The 15,991-nt window shown below is 68.7% G+C and carries 16 protein-coding genes and 1 pseudogene; 12 read left to right on the forward strand and 5 right to left on the reverse strand.

Annotation, left to right across the window (positions count from 1 at the left end; all coding sequences use genetic code 11):
• The first annotated feature begins 24 nt into the window (after positions 1 to 24).
• The 4 genes from AOZ06_RS39225 to AOZ06_RS39240 all read left to right on the forward strand — a co-directional run bounded on the left by AOZ06_RS39225 (position 25) and on the right by AOZ06_RS39240 (position 3,924).
• Entirely contained in the window at positions 25 to 234 is a 210-nt protein-coding gene (locus AOZ06_RS39225; protein ID WP_054293998.1) for a hypothetical protein, read from the forward strand.
• Complete coding sequence (locus AOZ06_RS39230; protein WP_054293999.1) at positions 231 to 971, forward strand: ABC transporter ATP-binding protein; 741 nt, start codon at positions 231 to 233, stop codon at positions 969 to 971. The genes AOZ06_RS39225 and AOZ06_RS39230 overlap by 4 nt, the downstream gene beginning before the upstream one ends.
• On the forward strand, positions 971 to 3,373 hold the full coding sequence (locus tag AOZ06_RS39235; protein WP_063810191.1) for an ABC transporter permease: 2,403 nt from the start codon (positions 971 to 973) through the stop codon (positions 3,371 to 3,373). The genes AOZ06_RS39230 and AOZ06_RS39235 overlap by 1 nt, the downstream gene beginning before the upstream one ends.
• Before the next feature lie 86 nt (positions 3,374 to 3,459).
• The gene (locus tag AOZ06_RS39240) at positions 3,460 to 3,924 is read left to right on the forward strand and encodes a DUF3558 domain-containing protein (RefSeq protein WP_054294001.1); all 465 of its coding nucleotides are present in this window, start codon (positions 3,460 to 3,462) and stop codon (positions 3,922 to 3,924) included.
• A 10-nt stretch (positions 3,925 to 3,934) separates the two neighbouring features.
• On the opposite strand, the gene AOZ06_RS55035 is transcribed toward AOZ06_RS39240, so the two are convergent.
• The gene (locus AOZ06_RS55035) at positions 3,935 to 4,111 is read right to left on the reverse strand and encodes an Lrp/AsnC ligand binding domain-containing protein (RefSeq protein WP_218921855.1); all 177 of its coding nucleotides are present in this window, start codon (positions 4,109 to 4,111) and stop codon (positions 3,935 to 3,937) included.
• A gap of 49 nt (positions 4,112 to 4,160) precedes the next feature.
• Here AOZ06_RS55035 and AOZ06_RS39245 point away from each other — a divergent pair, with 49 nt between their 5' ends.
• Entirely contained in the window at positions 4,161 to 4,658 is a 498-nt protein-coding gene (locus AOZ06_RS39245) for a hypothetical protein (RefSeq protein WP_054294002.1), read from the forward strand.
• A 25-nt stretch (positions 4,659 to 4,683) separates the two neighbouring features.
• On the opposite strand, the gene AOZ06_RS39250 is transcribed toward AOZ06_RS39245, so the two are convergent.
• Positions 4,684 to 5,244: a hypothetical protein gene (locus AOZ06_RS39250; protein WP_054294003.1), complete on the reverse strand. Its 561-nt coding sequence runs from the start codon at positions 5,242 to 5,244 to the stop codon at positions 4,684 to 4,686.
• Between the two features lie 223 nt (positions 5,245 to 5,467).
• Between AOZ06_RS39250 and AOZ06_RS39255 the strand changes: the two genes are divergently transcribed.
• From AOZ06_RS39255 to AOZ06_RS39275, 5 genes are all read left to right on the forward strand, one after another.
• Positions 5,468 to 6,346, forward strand: coding sequence for an alpha/beta fold hydrolase (locus AOZ06_RS39255; protein WP_054297257.1), 879 nt, complete (start codon positions 5,468 to 5,470; stop codon positions 6,344 to 6,346).
• A gap of 87 nt (positions 6,347 to 6,433) precedes the next feature.
• Positions 6,434 to 6,778 carry a VOC family protein gene (locus AOZ06_RS39260; protein WP_236952481.1) on the forward strand — a complete coding sequence of 115 codons (345 nt, stop codon included), beginning with the start codon at positions 6,434 to 6,436 and terminating at the stop codon, positions 6,776 to 6,778.
• Between the two features lie 148 nt (positions 6,779 to 6,926).
• Positions 6,927 to 8,093, forward strand: a complete 1,167-nt coding sequence (locus tag AOZ06_RS39265; RefSeq protein ID WP_179950771.1) for an AI-2E family transporter — start codon at positions 6,927 to 6,929, stop codon at positions 8,091 to 8,093.
• 210 nt (positions 8,094 to 8,303) lie between these two features.
• On the forward strand, positions 8,304 to 8,939 hold the full coding sequence (locus AOZ06_RS39270; RefSeq protein ID WP_054294005.1) for a hypothetical protein: 636 nt from the start codon (positions 8,304 to 8,306) through the stop codon (positions 8,937 to 8,939).
• A gap of 9 nt (positions 8,940 to 8,948) precedes the next feature.
• On the forward strand, positions 8,949 to 11,258 hold the full coding sequence (locus AOZ06_RS39275; RefSeq protein WP_054294006.1) for a zinc metalloprotease: 2,310 nt from the start codon (positions 8,949 to 8,951) through the stop codon (positions 11,256 to 11,258).
• Positions 11,259 to 11,333: 75 nt separating this feature from the next.
• On the opposite strand, the gene AOZ06_RS62345 is transcribed toward AOZ06_RS39275, so the two are convergent.
• Together AOZ06_RS62345 and lanKC are read right to left on the reverse strand one after the other, a co-directional pair.
• On the reverse strand, positions 11,334 to 11,474 hold the full coding sequence (locus AOZ06_RS62345) for a SapB/AmfS family lanthipeptide (protein ID WP_157233496.1): 141 nt from the start codon (positions 11,472 to 11,474) through the stop codon (positions 11,334 to 11,336).
• A gap of 20 nt (positions 11,475 to 11,494) precedes the next feature.
• The gene (gene lanKC, locus AOZ06_RS39280; RefSeq protein WP_083472220.1) at positions 11,495 to 14,050 is read right to left on the reverse strand and encodes a class III lanthionine synthetase LanKC; all 2,556 of its coding nucleotides are present in this window, start codon (positions 14,048 to 14,050) and stop codon (positions 11,495 to 11,497) included.
• A gap of 215 nt (positions 14,051 to 14,265) precedes the next feature.
• Here lanKC and AOZ06_RS58120 point away from each other — a divergent pair, with 215 nt between their 5' ends.
• Positions 14,266 to 15,279 (forward strand): DUF4328 domain-containing protein, encoded by a 1,014-nt coding sequence (locus AOZ06_RS58120; RefSeq protein WP_225953007.1) that lies wholly within the window; start codon positions 14,266 to 14,268, stop codon positions 15,277 to 15,279.
• Here AOZ06_RS58120 and AOZ06_RS58125 read toward each other — a convergent pair.
• Complete coding sequence (locus AOZ06_RS58125; protein WP_054294009.1) at positions 15,248 to 15,448, reverse strand: hypothetical protein; 201 nt, start codon at positions 15,446 to 15,448, stop codon at positions 15,248 to 15,250. The two genes, AOZ06_RS58120 and AOZ06_RS58125, sit on opposite strands and share 32 nt — an antisense overlap.
• Here AOZ06_RS58125 and AOZ06_RS55045 point away from each other — a divergent pair.
• Positions 15,381 to 15,847, forward strand: a pseudogene (locus AOZ06_RS55045) (aromatic amino acid lyase); the annotation flags it as partial. The gene AOZ06_RS58125 and the pseudogene AOZ06_RS55045 sit on opposite strands and share 68 nt — an antisense overlap.
• Positions 15,848 to 15,991 lie beyond the last annotated feature (144 nt).

The following is a 15,991-nucleotide window of genomic DNA, read 5'->3' on the forward strand; positions in this document are numbered from 1 at the left end:
TCGTACCGACCACTGGGGGTTGACGTGAGCATCAGGAACCTGCCGCCCGTCCGACGGGTGATCACCACTGCCTGGCTGGCGGTGGTCGGCATCCAGCTGGCCATCTGGCTCGCGATGTGCCTGATCGGCTGGCACCTGCCCTACCCGTTCTGGCTGTGGACCGCCGCCGTCGGCGGTGTCATCGTCGGCGTCATCTGGGCCATCCCCGTCGACAAGCGCGGAGCCCACCGTTGACCGCGCCTGTGCGCCTGGCGAACGTCCGCCGGACATATGGGCACGGCGCGGCCGAGGTCACCGCACTCGCCGGGATCACAGTGGACTTCGCGGCGGGGAGCTTCACCGCCGTCATGGGGCCGTCCGGCTCCGGCAAGAGCACGTTGCTGCACTGCGCGGCCGGATTGGACGAGCCGACATCCGGATCCGTCACCCTCGTGGGCAAGTCGCTGACGGGTCTCGGCGAGACCGAGCTGACGCTGCTGAGGCGTGCCCGCGTCGCCTTCGTCTTCCAGGCGTTCAACCTGATGCCCGCGCTGACCGTGTGGGAGAACGTGACCCTGCCGACCGTGCTGAGCGGACGGCGGCCGGACTCGCAGTGGGTGACGAGGATCATCGACCAGGTCGGGCTGAGCGGCCGGATCCGGCACCGGCCGAGCGAACTGTCCGGTGGTCAGCAGCAGCGCGTGGCCGTCGCCCGTGCCCTGGCCAGCCGGGCGGACGTGACGTTCGCCGACGAACCGACCGGGGCCCTGGACAGCCAGACCGCGATCGAGGTGCTCCGGCTGATGCGCGAGATGACCCGCTACCAGCAGACCATCGTGATGGTCACCCACGACCCCGTGGCGGCGTCCTATGCCGACGAGGTCCTCTTCCTCGTCGACGGTCAGATCGTGTCGCGGCTGACCGCACCGACGGTCGAAGGCGTGGCGGGACGGCTCGCGCGTCTCGGTGAGTCGGCGAAGGTGAACCGGTGATGGTCAAGCTCGCCCTGGCCAGCCTCCGGCGGCGCGCCGCAGCGGCGCTGGCCACGTTCATCGCCGTGTCGCTGGGCGCGTCGATCCTGATCGCGTGCGGTGGGCTGTTCGAAACGGCCATCCGCCTGGAGGCGCCGCCGCAGCGGCTCGCGGGCGTACCCGTCGTCCTCACCGGACCGTCGGGATTCGCGCTGCCGGACGAGGAAACCGAGACCGTCGCGTATCCCGAACGCGCCAGGGTGGCAGCCGGGCTGGTCGACAGGATCGCCGCGATCCCAGGTGTCGAGCGGGCGGTCGCGGACGTGTCGATACCCGTCACCATCGCGGACACCGCCCTTTCCGGGCACTCGTGGCAGTCTGCCGCGCTGACGCCGTACACGCTTTCGGACGGAAGCGAGCCGCGGATGCCCGGCCAGGTCGTGCTGACGACGTCGTCAGGAGCACGGCCCGGCGACAAGGTCGACATCGTGGTCGCCGGGGCACCGAAGTCCTTCACGGTCAGCGGAGTGGCAGCAGGTCCTGCCCAGGCGGTGTTCTTCTCGGACGGGGACGTGCAGCGGTACTGGCCGCGGCCCGGCTTCGCGGACCTGATCGGCGTGTTCACCACCGATGTGGACACCCTGGCCCGGCAGCTGCCGCCGGATCTGTCCATTCTGGTCGGTGACGACCGGGGAGCCGCGGAGTTCACGGCGATCGGCGCGAGCTTCCTGCCGTTGATCCTGCTGTCGAGCATATTCAGCGGCATGATGCTGGTGTTCATGGCGTTGGTGATCGCCGCGACGATCGGCCTGTCCGTACGGCAACGGCAGCAGGAGCTGGCGCTGTTGCGCGCGACGGGCGCGACGCCACGACAGGTCCACCGGATGGTCGTGGCCGAGACGATGATCGTGAGTCTCGTCGCCGTGGTGGCGGGAATGGCGCTGGGCGCGTTCACAGGTGGCTGGATCTTCTCCGTGAGCGCGTCGCAGGGCGTCGTTCCCGAAGCGCTGACGTTCCACCAGGGCATCATTCCCTTTGCCGCGGGCACGCTCGCCGTCCTCGTCATCTCGTGGCTGGCAGCCCACTTCTCCGCTCGGACCGCGGCACGCGCGCGGCCGATCCAGGCGCTGGCGGAGGCGGCGGTCCCGGACGTGCGACTGAGCCCCATCCGGTTGCTGTCGGCCAAGGTCTGCGGTCTGGCGACACTGGTTCTGGTACTCACCACGGTGTTCTTCGACCCGGAGACCGCGTCATCGGTCGGCGGGCCCGCGTTGCTGACCGGCGTCGTCACGATCGCCCTGCTCGCCCCCGCCCTGATCGTCAAAGCCGTCGGCCTGGCGCGGAAGAACACCTTCGCGACGATCAACGTTCGCGTCCGCGCGGTTCAGTTCGCGGCCGTGCTGACACCCGTCACGCTCGCGGTGACCATCGCACTCGGCAACATCTACGGCCAGACGACCAAAGCCGAGGCGGCCACCAGCGCGTATCTGTCCCAGTTCGAAGCCGACGCTGTGGTCACGCCATCAGCGGGCGGGATCTCACCGGAGCTTGCCGGCACCGTTCGCACGGCGCCTGGCGTGACCAGCGTGACGTCAGTCGTGTCGAGCCGCGGGTGGATCGAGGAGCCGTACGACTCGAAGGGAAGCGACCCGTCGACGTTGACAGGAGTGGACGGCGAGGCGTTCACGGTCCCGGTCACCGCGGGATCGATGGCCGACCTCGCCGGGAACACCGTGGCGCTACCGGAGAACCAGGCGGAGGACCTTGGCCTGACGCTCGGGTCGCACGCCAAGATGCGACTGGGCGACGGTGCTCAGGTCGACGTACGCGTTGTGGCGTTGCTCGACAGTCCGTCGTATTACGGCAGCCTGATCCTGCCCGCGTCCCTGCTGGCACAGCACACGACAGCGGGACTGCCGTCGCAACTGTTGGTACGCGGAACCGGCCACGTGGCCGAGGCGGTGCGGACACACCTGAGCGGGGTGCCGGGCATCACGGTCGACGATTCGCTGACCACGAGCGTGCGGGCGAGAACGGACGTCGAGGGCTGGATCAACTACCTGCTCGCAGGCCTGGCGATCACCTACGCCGCCATCGCCACGGTCAACACGATCGTCGTGTCCGTGTTGTCCCGGCGCCGGGAGTTCGCCGTGCAGCGCCTCGCCGGCGCCACCCGGCGGCAGGTCACCCGGATGCTCATGACCGAGAGCGCCATCGTCGCCACGACCGGCCTCGCACTGGGAACGGTGACAGCCGCGTTGAGCGTCGAATCCATGGCACTCGCCGGTGGGTCGATCATCCCGTCCGGTCCACTGTGGATCTTCCTGGCGGTCGTGCTCGCCACGTTCCTGATCGTGTGGCCGGCCACAGCCGTCGCCGCCCGGCACGCGATGAAGCCCAAGCCGATCGAGGCGATCGGCTGACCCCGGCGCAGCGATGACCACCCGGGACGCCGGCCAGGTCGGCCGGTTTCCCGGACGGGGTGATCTTCGCGCGCTAGGCTCCGGCGATGCCCCGACTGCGCCGAGGGTCCGCCCAATGGCTGACCGCCGTCCTGCTGCTGACCACCGCGGCCTGCTCGTCCGGCGGGGACGAGAAGCAGCTGGACTTCGGCAAGGTCAAGGTCTGCGAGGTGCTCACCCGCAGCCAGCTGCTGGACTACGGCGTGAACCGGGTCACGCAGGAGGCCCAGAACGAGGGGCCGGACAAGTCGTTCAGCCGCTGCGTGTGGCAGTCCGCACCGTCCAGCGACATCTACCTGCTGGCCGTCTCGTTCGACTCCACCCGGGACAACACCTGGATCGGCGAGAAGAACAAGACCGAACCGGTGTCTGGCCACCGGGCCAGCCTCACCACCGGCATGCTCTGGGTCGCCACCGGCCCGGAGACCGGCGTACTCGGCATCGAGGGCACCAAGGTCAAGAAGCCCATCCGGGAGATCGGCGAGGCAGTCGTCCAGCGACTCCAGAACTAGTGGCCCGGCCTCACAGCAAGGCACCGGCGCGTTCGACCGTGCGGATTGGCGGCGCGGTCTCCACTTCGCGGAGAAGGGGAAGTGCGCCGATTCGTTCGGTGAGGTGGCGGTGGAGGTCCGGCCCGTCCCGGCAGACGACCGCGGCGAGGATGTCGGTGGTTCCGGTGGTGGCCGCGCAGAACGCCACCTCCGACTCTCGTCTCCCTGGCGAGCATGGGATGGGAAGCGCGCCCGTCATGCGACAGCTGACGGTCCGCGCCGGTGGGAGTGACTGGGCCCCACCGCTCGGACCCAGCGCGGAGCACCGCGACCTGGTCGTCGCTCAGCACGTGCAGGGTCCGGAATCCGCCGCCGCTGCCGCCGGACACCAGGTGCACCATGCTGTCGTCGCGCCGTGCCAGGCCCGCCTGCCGCTGATGGACGCGGCGGGCGGGACGCTGCCCTTTCTGGCCCAGCGGATCGGCGACAGCGCCGCCTACTGGCAGCAGGGGCAGCCCGAACCTGCTATCGGAACGTGGCGGAAGATGTGGTGGAACTCCGCCAACTTCCACGGCCCGCGACGCGTGCCGCCGTCGGCACGTTCGGGGCCGATCGCATCGTCCGGTTCGGACTTCCCCTACTTCCCCAGAGACCTGTACCCGCGGGCCCGGACGTACATCGAGGACGCGGGCCTGTCGCCGGTTCAGGTCAAGGACATCGTGGAACTGAACTCCAACGGCCTTCCGGGACTGTGAGAGGCGCCAGGGCCGCTGCCACGCGTCACTTCTCCAGCTTCTGGCAGTTCGCCGACTGCTTGGCGGCGCCGTCCAGCTGCGGTGAACTCTGCAGGTCCGCCAACGGCTTCTCCAGACTGGTCAGCTTGTCGCCGACCGAAACCAGTGCGGTCGCCGCCTCCTGAACCGGCGCCGCCGACACCGGCGCGGCATCCAGCTTGGCCTTGGCGTCCACGGCTTGCTGGTGCGCCGGGGTGAAGACCTCAAGCAGTTTCGCCTTCGCCTGTTCCCCAGCGGGTTCCGGTGCGGGCCCGAGCTTGCCCAGGTCCTCGATGGCCGGGCTCAACGCGTCCTTGATCTTGCCGAGCGAGTCGCTGACCGCCTGCTTCGCGGCGGCGAGATCGCCTTGTGCGGGCTTCGGGGCCTGCTGCTGCCCCAGATCCCCCAGCGGGAGGATCGCGCCGCAGAAGTCGTTGATCCACACCGCCGGGTCCGGCTTGGCCGGGGGCGGGGGCTGGCTGCCACTGGACGAGCCACCGGCGCAGCCGGACAAGTGCAGACAGAGACCGACCCCGATGACACCCAGCACGCCGACCTTGCGTCTCATGATGATTCTCCCCTTCGAGCCGACTGACCCGAGTGAGGTAACCGTGTGACAGTTCGGCCAAACGTCGGTTCCCGCGGCAGCACCCCCTCTTCGGCGGATGTGCCCACCGGACGTGCCCGGCGGACGCGGACCAACAGCGGCTCCGATATCCACTGTGGACATCAGCTGACCTGCCCGGCCACAGCGAGGTGTGCGCGGGTGCCGTCGCGGGCATCCTGTGATCATGTTCGAGGACTTCGTCGCGGAAACAGTGGACGCCGACGGGCTGCCGATCTTCGTCCGGCACGCGGGCTCCGGCCCTGCGGTGTTGCTGCTGCACGGGCACCCGCGGACTTCCGCGACGTGGCATCGGGTGGCGCCGATGCTGGTGAGCCGAGGGTTCACGGTGGTGTGTGCCGATCTGCCCGGGTACGGCCGGTCCGGCAAACCGGCGCCCGCCGACGACCACCAACCGCATTCCAAGCGCGCCGGGGCACGCCGGCTGCTGGCAGCGATGCGCGCACTCGGTTTCGACCGGTTCGCCGTCGTCGGGCACGACCGTGGCAGCTACTTCGCGCTCCGGCTGGCGCTGGACTACCCGGAGCACGTCGTCAAAGCGGTACTGGTGGACTGCTTGCCGATCAGTGAACACCTTGATCGCATCACCGCGCGGTTCGCCACCGAGTGGTGGCACTGGTTCTTCTTCGCCCAGCCCGGGATCCCGGAGCGCGTGATCAACGCGGACCCGGACGCCTGGTACCACGGCGATCCGGACGTCATGGGCCGCGAGAACCACGCGGAGTGGCGTGCGGCGATGCGGGACCCCGACGTGGTGCGCGGGATGCTCGAGGACTACCGGGCCGGGGTGACGGTCGACTACCGCGACGAGACAGCCGACCGGGCCGCCGGTCGCACGCTCCGGCAGCCGGTGCTCGTGCTGTGGTCCCTGCGTGACGACCTAGAACAGCTCTACGGCGACCCGCTGCTGATCTGGCGGAACTGGGCGGCCGACGTGACCGGCCACGGCATCGACTCCGGCCACCACGTGGCCGAGCTCGCTCCGGACGACCTCACCGCGGCGATCGCCCGGTTCCTCGACCGGGACAGGGACTGTCGGTCGTGACGGCGGTCGGCGCACGGGCAATTCGAGCGACAACGCGGGTGCCGGCTGGCAGCATCCGGACGTGTCGCCGGCCTTCGCGACATCGTCATCGACACCCACCGCCCGGCGGCGCTCGCCCGGTTCTGGGCATCCGCGCTCGACGACTACGAGATCGCCCCGTACGACGATGAGGAGCTGGCCCGGTCGCGCGCCATGGGCATCGACTCCCCCGAGGACGATCCCGGCGTCATGCTGCTCCGCGTCGACGGTGCCGGGCCGCGGATCTTCCTCACGTTCTTCCCCGAACCCAAGACCATGAAGAACCGCGTCCACGTCGACGTGACCGGCGATCACACCACGTTGCCCACGCTCGGCGCGGTGGTCGTCGCCGACCACGACGACCACGTCATCCTCGCCGACCCGGAAGGGAACGAGTTCCGCGTGTTCCCGTGATCCGGAGTGGACATCCGGCCTGGGGGGCGCGTGCGGGTGTCGCTGACAGCGTTTCGATCACGGAGGTTTGAGGTGATCGGCGTGGAGCAATCCGGGGCGTAGGAGCGGTGTTGGTTCAACGCCGCGTTCACAGAGCCGAGGCACCGCGATGCCCCCGTCCGGAACTCCGGATCCCGCCGCCACGGCACATCACGACTTGATCGGCCAGCCGCACGACCCGCAGCGCGAGGGCCCGGTGGCCCAGGCGGAGGCCGAAGCCGCGCAGATCAGCGATTCCGATCAGCCGCTCGGCGTGCTCGGCAAGCGATTCAACCGGAAGTCACCGTTCCTGGTGGGGATGGCCGCCGCCGCCGGCGTCGCGGTGACCTACGGTCTGGTGCTGCTCCTCGTGGGGCTGCGGGACGTCCTGATCGTGATCGGGCTGGCGATGTTCATCGCGATCGGCCTCGAGCCGGTCGTGTCCTGGCTCGTCGGCCGCCGCTTTCCCCGGTGGCTGGCGGTCACCTCCGTGTTCGTCGTGGCGTTCGGGGCGATTGGCGGGTTTCTCACCGCGGCGATCCCCGCCGTGGTCGAGCAGGCCACCCAGCTGGTCGACAAGGCACCCGACTACCTGCGTGCGGCCCAGGACAGCAGTTCCTGGCTCGGCAAACTCAACGAACGATTCGGCATCCAGCAGGCGGTCGAGAACTTCCTCGGCGGCGGTTCCGGCCTGCTGGACGCCGGGGTCGCCGTGTTCGGGGTGCTGACCAACCTGCTGATCCTGATCGTGCTGACCATCTACTTCGTCGCCGACCTGCCCCGCATCCGCGCGTCGCTCTACCGCCTGATCCCGCATTCGCGCCGCCCCCGCGCCATCCTGATCGGCGACGAGATCTCCGCCAAGGTCGGTGGGTACGTGCTGGGCAACCTGCTCATCTCGGTCATCGCCGGGGTCGTCACGCTGATCTGGCTGTTGATCTTCGGTGTGCCCTACGCCGTGCTGCTGGCCATCACCGTCGCGGTACTGGACCTGATCCCGGTCGTGGGGTCGATCGTCGGCGGGGTCGTGGTCAGCCTGGTCGCGCTGACGGTGTCCGTCCCGGTCGGCCTCGCCACGATCGGGTTCGTGGTCGTGTACCGGCTGGTCGAGGACTACCTGCTGATACCCAAGATCATCGGTGGCGTGGTCAAAGTCCCCGCGCTGGTGACCGTGGTGGCCGTCCTGCTGGGTGGGGCTTTGCTCGGCGTGGTCGGCGCCCTGGTCGCGATTCCCGTCGCGGCGGCCGGGCTGCTGCTGGCCGAGCAGGTGCTCTACCCCCGTCTCGACCGGGCGTGATCAGCCTGGCAGGCCAGGCGAACACGCCGACTTTCCACGTGACTCGGAGTAAGTCGCGAACCGGGCCACGTACCGGCATGGGATGGCACGCGTTGAGCCGGATGGCCCAAGCATTACGTCTGGTATAGACCAAAGCGGCGCTTGGTTCGTTTCGTTCCGGCCGGGCATGGGAAAAGTCCGTTCCATCGAGGCTTACGGATGGAGAGACGAATGAGTGAAACGAACCTGCCGCCGTTGTCGACGGACGAACTCGCCGCCGAGGGCGCGATCGCGTTGCCGGACAAGGAGGTGTACTCGCTGCTCGACCTCAACGTCGACCTGGATCTCGGACTCGACCTGGCAGCACCGGTCGACCTGGCCGTGGCGGCGAACGCCAACGTCGCGGCGCCGATCGACGCGGCCGTCGGCGCGAACGTGCTCTCCGAGGGCTCCACCGCGCAGGCGCTGGCCGACCAGGGCGTCCGGATCGACCAGGGCATCACCGGTGAGGCGGTCGCGAACGCGGACCAGGACAGCGCCATCGACCAGGGACAGTCGCCGGCACCGCAGCAGCCTGCGCCGCAACCGGTTCAGCCGGTGCCCACGGACGTGGCAGGGGCGCTCGACGGTGGCCTGCTCAACGTCGACGTGAACCTGGCCGCCGATCTCAACCTGACCGCGCCGATCAACGGTGCCGTCGCGGCGAACGCCAACGTGGCCGCGCCGATCGACGCCGCCGTGGCCGCGAACATCGGCTCGACCGGGTCGGAGGCCACCGCGGTCGCGCAGCAGGACGCGATCATCACCCAGGACATCGATGCCGACGCCGAGGCCAACGCCACGCAGAAATCCGGCATCGAGCAGTAAGGGGCCCTGATGAGCGTCACATCGGGCCACGGGCGGGACGCCGTGCGGGCGTCCCGCCCCGCTGTCGCTGTCCCGCAGCGCGCCCAGAACGTGGAACTGATCGGTGAGCTGCGCGGTTCCGGCTACCGGCGCCCACCGGCCCTCGTCCGGCGCGGTGACGGCCAAGTGATCCAGCTGACGCCGTTGCTGTACCAGGTTCTGGCGGCGATCGACGGCCACGCGGACCACGAGCAGATCGCACGCAGGGTCAGCACCGCGATCAGCCGCGGTGTCACCGCTGCGAACATCCGCCAGTTGATCGCGGACAAGCTGGAGCCGCTCGGCGTGCTGCGGTCGGCCGATGGCACCCAACCGCGTTCTGCCAAGAGCAATCCGCTGCTCGGACTGCGGCTGCGCCGCGTCATCAGCAAACCCGAAGTGACCAACCGGATCACCACCCCGTTCGCCAGGCTGTTCCACCCGCTGGTGGTGACCGCGGTCGTGCTGGCGTTCGCGGTGATCTCCTTCTGGGTCCTGTTCGACAAGGGCCTGGCAGGCGCCGCACACCAGGCATTCCAGCAACCGGGGTTGCTGCTGCTGGTGTTCGCGGTCACCGCGGTCTCCGCGGGATTCCACGAGTTCGGGCACGCTGCCGCGGCCCGGTACGGCGGGGCCGTTCCCGGCGCGATGGGTTTCGGCCTGTACCTGATGTGGCCCGCGTTCTACACCGACGTCACCGACAGCTACCGGCTCGGCCGGGGCGGGCGGCTGCGGACCGACCTCGGCGGCCTGTACTTCAACGCGGTCGTCGCGGTCGCCATGTACGGCATCTGGTGGCTGTCCGGTTGGGACGCCCTGCTGCTGGTGATCGCGACCCAGATCCTGCAGATGGTCCGGCAGTTGACCCCGTTGGTCCGGTTCGACGGCTACCACGTGCTCGCCGACCTCGTCGGCGTTCCCGACCTGTTCCAGCGCATCAAACCGACCCTGCTGGGGCTCCTGCCGCACCGCTGGGGTTCGCCTGAGTCCACTGTGCTCAAACCGTGGGCGCGCGCGGTCGTCACGATCTGGGTCGTGGTCGTCGTTCCGCTGCTGTTGACCAGCATGGCGCTGGTCGTGCTGGCGCTGCCGCGGATCGCCGGGACCGCGTGGCACTCGATCGGCAACCAATGGCGGTTCGCGGCGCTCGAGCTCGATCGGGGCGAGGTGGCGGCTGTCCTGGTCCGCGCACTGTCCATCGTGGCCATCGTGCTGCCTCTGCTGGGAATTGCCCTGCTGCTGGCCCGGCTCGTCAAGAGCGTGGTCACGCGGGTGTGGCGTGCCACGGCGGGCAAACCCGTGCGCCGCGCTGTCGCCGCGGTCGCTGCTGTCGCTGTCGCCGCCGCCTTGCTCTGGGCGTGGTGGCCGGAACCCGAGCGATATCGGCCCATCGATCCGGGCGAGCGCGGAACCGTGCTCGACGCGCTGCCGCAGGCAGGCAACCAGCCGGTGACGGCCGCGGCACAACTTGCGGCGGCGCCCGCGAAGAAAGCCAACGTCGTGTGGCCGAGCGCCAGGACCCTGCCCACCAAGCAGCGACCGGCCCTCGCCATGGTGCTGGTGCCCAAAGCCGCGACCTCCGCGGCACCGACCTTGGTCCTCCCGTTCGACCTGCCCCGGCCACCAGGAGCGGACGACAACCAGGCGCTCGTCGTGAACACCGCGGACGGCTCGGTCCAGTACGACGTTTCCTTCGCCCTGGTCTGGGTCACCGACGGCACGGTCGACAGCCGAAACGAGGCGTACGCGCTGGCCAGTTGCCAGAACTGCACCACGGTGGCGGTCGCGTTCCAGGTGGTGCTGGTGGTGGGTCAGGCCGATGTGGTCGTGCCGCGGAACGTCGCCGTCGCACTGAACCACTCGTGCGTGCAGTGCGTGACAGTCGCGCTGGCTTCCCAGCTCGTGGTCACCCTGCCGGAGGACCTCGACGCTGAGGCGAAAGCGGAACTCGCCGCGATCTGGGCCCGGCTGCCCCAGCTGGCGCGGGACATCCAGCACATGACGATCCAGCAGATCCAGGCCACACTCGAGGGAGTCAAGGCGGACATCCTCGGTGTGCTGCGGAAGCACACGACACCCGGCACCAGTTCGAGCGCACCGCCATCGTCGTCGCCGTCGGCGTCTCCTTCGTCGTCACCGCCCACCACCAGCCCCAACCCCACCACGACGACCCCCGTGGAGCCACCGAGGACCACGGAAAGCGCGCGACGCAGCCAAACCACGACCACACCGCCGCCCTCCACTTCGTCCAGCGGCACACCGCCCGCGTCCAGTGAAAGGGTGCCGACTTCGACGAAGTAGCCACCGGCGGGCGGCGGCCCACCCGGGACGTGAGGGGTGACCGTTCCAGGCCACCCCTCCACTGATCACAGTCGATCAGTGACACAGGATGAGGCTGGCACTGCTCGGCTTCGTGCAGAGGAACAAGCTGGGCGTGCTGCAACAGGAGCAACAGCTGATGTCGAGCTGGTTCTGCGTGTCTGCGGTCATCAGCTGCAGGTCCAGGATGTGGTTCATCGTGGTTCACCTCCCTTCGATCACCACGGGAACGCGGCCGGGCGGCAGCCCAGCGCGTCGTTCATGGCGAGCAGGACACCAGCGGACCCGGTGGCCAGGTCCGTGGACAGCCGCATCAGCTGGTCACCGGGGAACGCGGCATGCCCCTGGTAGGACACGACGTGCCAGGAAAGACGCCGCATGTGCCGATCGATCACCGGGCGCAGCCCTGGCACCGAGGTGGACAAGCGGCTCAGGAAGGCGATCAGGCCGGCTCGCCCGTTGAACAGGCCGGAGCAGATGACGAACTCCGGTTCGGCGGCCCGCCGGATGCCGTTGAGGCATTCGGCGAACTCCGCGTGGTCCCGGTGGCGCAGGAACTCGTGGATCGCCAGACCGGTTCCGGCGCTTCCGGTCGCCACGTACGGCATCACCCGCCAGCCCTCGTTCATCTGCATGGTGCCGTCCGGGACAGCCACGCACTCGGCCAGGTCACGCGCGATCATGGTTTCGGCGTTCGCCAGATGACGGTCGTCACCGGTTACCTCGAACAACCGGATGTGCAGCAGCGCCTGGCCGGACGGTCCGTGCATCAGTCCCGCCCGGGAAACGGGATCCTCCGCCGTGGTACCGGATGCCAGCCGTTCGCCGATGTCGACTGCCTGCGCCACGAGCGTGCGGTCGCCGCTGTGGTCGGCGAAGTACAGGAGATTGAGGCCGATTCCAGCCAGGCCACCGAACAGGCTCGCGGACAACTGGTCGAGCGGGGCTGTCATGGCAAGGCGGAACACGCGCAACGCGTCTTCGGTCCTGCCCAATTCGGCGAGGGCGTAGGCAATGCCGTGCAGTCCGTCGTACAGACCGACACATCGCGTGTTCCGGTCGCGCAGCGCGGCCTCGATGAGCCACTGTTCGTGGTCGGGATACTGACCGGCGCCGGCTCGGGCGAGGGCGTAGAGCACTCCGGCGGCACCGTAGGCCAACCCGAGACCGTTGTGGTTGAACTGCTCGATGTCACCGGGGAACAGCCGATCGGCCCGGTCCGGGGTGGCGCTCGCGAGAATCCCGTCCCTGACCGAATCCCGCAACGCCGGCCAGTTCAGCTCGTCCGAGTCGAGTTCGTTCGCCAGTCGCGCCGCCCGGTTCGTCGCGACGCATGCAGATCGGCGGTCACGCAGCACGTCGATCGTGTCGGCGAAGAAGCCGGGCCGGATGGGAAACCGGCGCTCGATGGACGTCACCAGCATCCCGGCCTTGGCCGCGTCGAACGGCAGCACCGCGGTCAACGGCAGGAACAAACTGAGCCGCAAACTGGCCAGGGCGTACAGATCGGCGTCGGCCCCGCCGCGGCCGTCGGGGGCGGCGTAACCCGGCGCGCCCAAGGCGGACGGCATCGCGTCGGCCATCTCCGAGGCCAGTTCCAGGTCGATGAACCTGACCTGGCCGTCCTGCCGGACCATGACGTTGTGCGGGTGCAGGTCGCCGAAGACGATGCCGGTTCGGTGCAGGACGCGGACACCGTCGCGGACCCGGTCGAGCACAGCCTGCGCCCACTCGGCGTACTCGGCGACCTGCTCGTCGGTGACATCCGGGTGGATCAACGGGAACCGCGCGACATACGCCTGTGCGAGCGTCTCGCCCTCGATGTACTCCTCGATGAGGAACTTGTGCTCCCAGCAGGTGAACGTGCCATACAGCTCAGGCGTGACGCCTGAGCCGTTGAGCTTCTCCAGGAACTGCCGTTCACGCTCCAGCCGGCGGATCGCGTCGTGGCCATGTGCGTCGAGTCCGGCATGTGGCCTGGCCTCCTTGAGCACGACTTTGTCGCCGGTCCGCGTGTCGGTGGCCAGGTAGACACCGCCGCCGTTGGAGTGGTGCAGCGCCCGCTCGATCTGGAAGGGGAATTCGTGCGGCGTCTCGGGAGCCGTCCGGTCCGCGACGCATTTCCGCAGAAACTCGGGTACGTCGACCCAGTCGGGCAGGTAGAACCCGGAGCCGCGCTTATCGGGAACGAGCCGGCCGGATGGTTCCGCGACAGCGAGGGCAAGCTCGCCACCGACACGGCAGTACCGTTCAGCGAACCCGCCGTAGCGCACGTGAAGCGGTCCTTCACCCCAGCGCACATCGCTCAGAATATACGGCCCGTCCGATCCGGCGAGCACCGCACCGAGCTCGTTGAGAATGAGCTCGAGCTCGTCGTTATTGGCCGGATAAATGGTAACGAACTTCCCGCTTCCCGACCGGTCGGCGTATTTCGTGTTGCGGAGCAGAACGGCCGTCATATCGGTGAGGAACTTGAACGGAACGCGCCGTGGCACGCAGTAACCCCACACCTCGTCCAGCAGCCCGGCGGCGTTGCCGAGGGTCGCGGCCACGTGGATCTTCCATCCCTGCGGAGGAAGTTCGTTGTCCGGCGGAGCGAGCATGGTCCACACGTCATCGCGCTCGATGATCCATCCGCCGGGCAGGTCGCGCCCGTCGGCAAAACGCTCACCGTGTGTTTCCGTCCGCGCCGGAGCGTCATAGAAAAAGCGGTCCGCAAGACAGAACTGTTCGTAACGGGTGTCCATACCGAACCGCTCCCCCGTATCGTCCATGTGGTGGAGTAGAGTCACCTGGATGGTTGACTTCACGATTCTTCCCGCAGTAACATCTACGCGGGTTCACACGCGGGTGCTAGTAGCTTTTGTCATGCGAATCTGATGCGAAACGCATGCTGGAAAGCAAAACAATGTCAGAGCGTCCGCGGCCGTCGAATGGATCAGCCCAGGAAGCCGGACGGGACGACCGCGGGCCACGCAGTCGTCGCGGAATGTCATGGCAGTCGAACGCCCGGTTGATCCCGCACTCCGCTGGTGGGCGAACTGCCGTGCAAGCGCCGCGAAAGAACGGCGAAAACCCGCTCCCGGAGGATGGGCTCCTGCCGGCGTGCCATCCCGTGTCGCCAGTGGTCCGGGGAGGATCAGTGGCGACGTGCTCACATTGCCGGATCTCGATATCCGGCGTCTCGCGGTGCCCAAGCTGCAGGCGTGTCCTCGAGACGGGGACCGCCTCGACGCTGGTCGGTGCGGAGGGTGAGTTCGACGGGCCTCCGCCGGCACAGTCCATCCTGACGTTGGGCAATGCGCTGGTGCCCGCCCTGACCCCAGCCGCGTTGCTCCTGACCGTCACTTCGGCGGTGGTGACCCTGGTGTGGATGTATCGGGCCAGGCGCAACGTGCGCGCGGTGGGCCGCCAGCGGCATGCGCCGGGCTGGGCGATCGGTGGGTGGTTCTGCCCGATCGTCAACCTGTGGTTCCCGGTGCAGATCGTCTCCGACATCGCCACGGCCGACCAGCCGTCCGCCCGGTCGCGAACCTACGCGGTGATCCGATCCACCTGGTGGGTGTGCTGGCTGGCCGCGTGGGCAAGCGGCGTGCAGTACCAGGAGACCCGCAGCTGGACTGCCGACGGTGACACGTCGGTGAGCCACAACCTCGCGGCGAACTTCGGTGGCACTCTGGTCAGCAGGGCTTTCGGTGCCGCCGCCGCGTTCTTGCTCGCCGTGCTCGTGCGGTCGCGGCCTCGACGAGTTCATTGGGCTTCACCTCCCCGGACGCGACGAGAACGGCCTGGTCGGTCACGTCGAGCCAACGGGTCTGTTCGGCGAACGGGTTCACCCGACCTGACGATGTCCGGTGCCCACGGCGCGGTCGGCAGGACCATCCGCGTCGTCTTCGGCATGATCGACTCGGGGAGGACGTGGTCGACCAGCGTACGCAGGCCGGGGTGCCAGCCGCGGGCGGCGTGCCGCATCACCTCGTGCAGGCGTGGGCCGGTGCGCTGAAGAACTCCTCGTCGGGCATGCCTGTCCGGGCTGGTTCGACGCTGACCGACGCGTAGTCCTCGACATCGTCGACGGTCAGGCCCGGCACCAGTCGAGCGGCGGTGGTCAGGCGGGCGTTGCGCCAAGCGTCGTCGGTCGTCGACGCCGACTTGAACGGCGTCGGCGACAACCCGTTGTTCTTCCCGGAACGAGGCGAGGTCGTCCACGGCGGCTACTTCTTCCGCCAACCCGTCGCGTTCGCCGCCGACCTGATCACCCCGACTGTGGTACAGATGGAAAACTTGGCCGAACGCCAAGTGGACCTGCTGGTCGATCCCCACCGCAATGGCGGCCTGTCACCGGTTCTGGCCACAGTTCCGGCAGGCAACACAATGTCCATGGCGTTCAGTTGGCGGCCACCGCCACCATCGCCGACATGCGCCGCAACGCGGTACCGGCGTCCGTCCAAAGCCTGCCGACCAATCCGCACAACCAGGACGTGGTCCCGTTCGGCACGCAAGCCGCGCTCAACGCGCTGGACCAAACCACGTCGTTGCGCTGGCTGCACGGCGCGTTGGCGGTGGCGCTGCGTCAGGCTGTCCGTGTGGGAGGCCGCCGTCCCACCTCGCCTGCCTGCGCCACGATCATGGACCGCCGCCTGACAGACGTCATCCCCGGCCGTGGACCCGGACCGCCCGCTGCACGAGGACGTGCCACGCGCGGCGGACCTGTC

This window comes from Kibdelosporangium phytohabitans, assembly GCF_001302585.1.
Taxonomy (GTDB): domain Bacteria; phylum Actinomycetota; class Actinomycetes; order Mycobacteriales; family Pseudonocardiaceae; genus Kibdelosporangium; species Kibdelosporangium phytohabitans.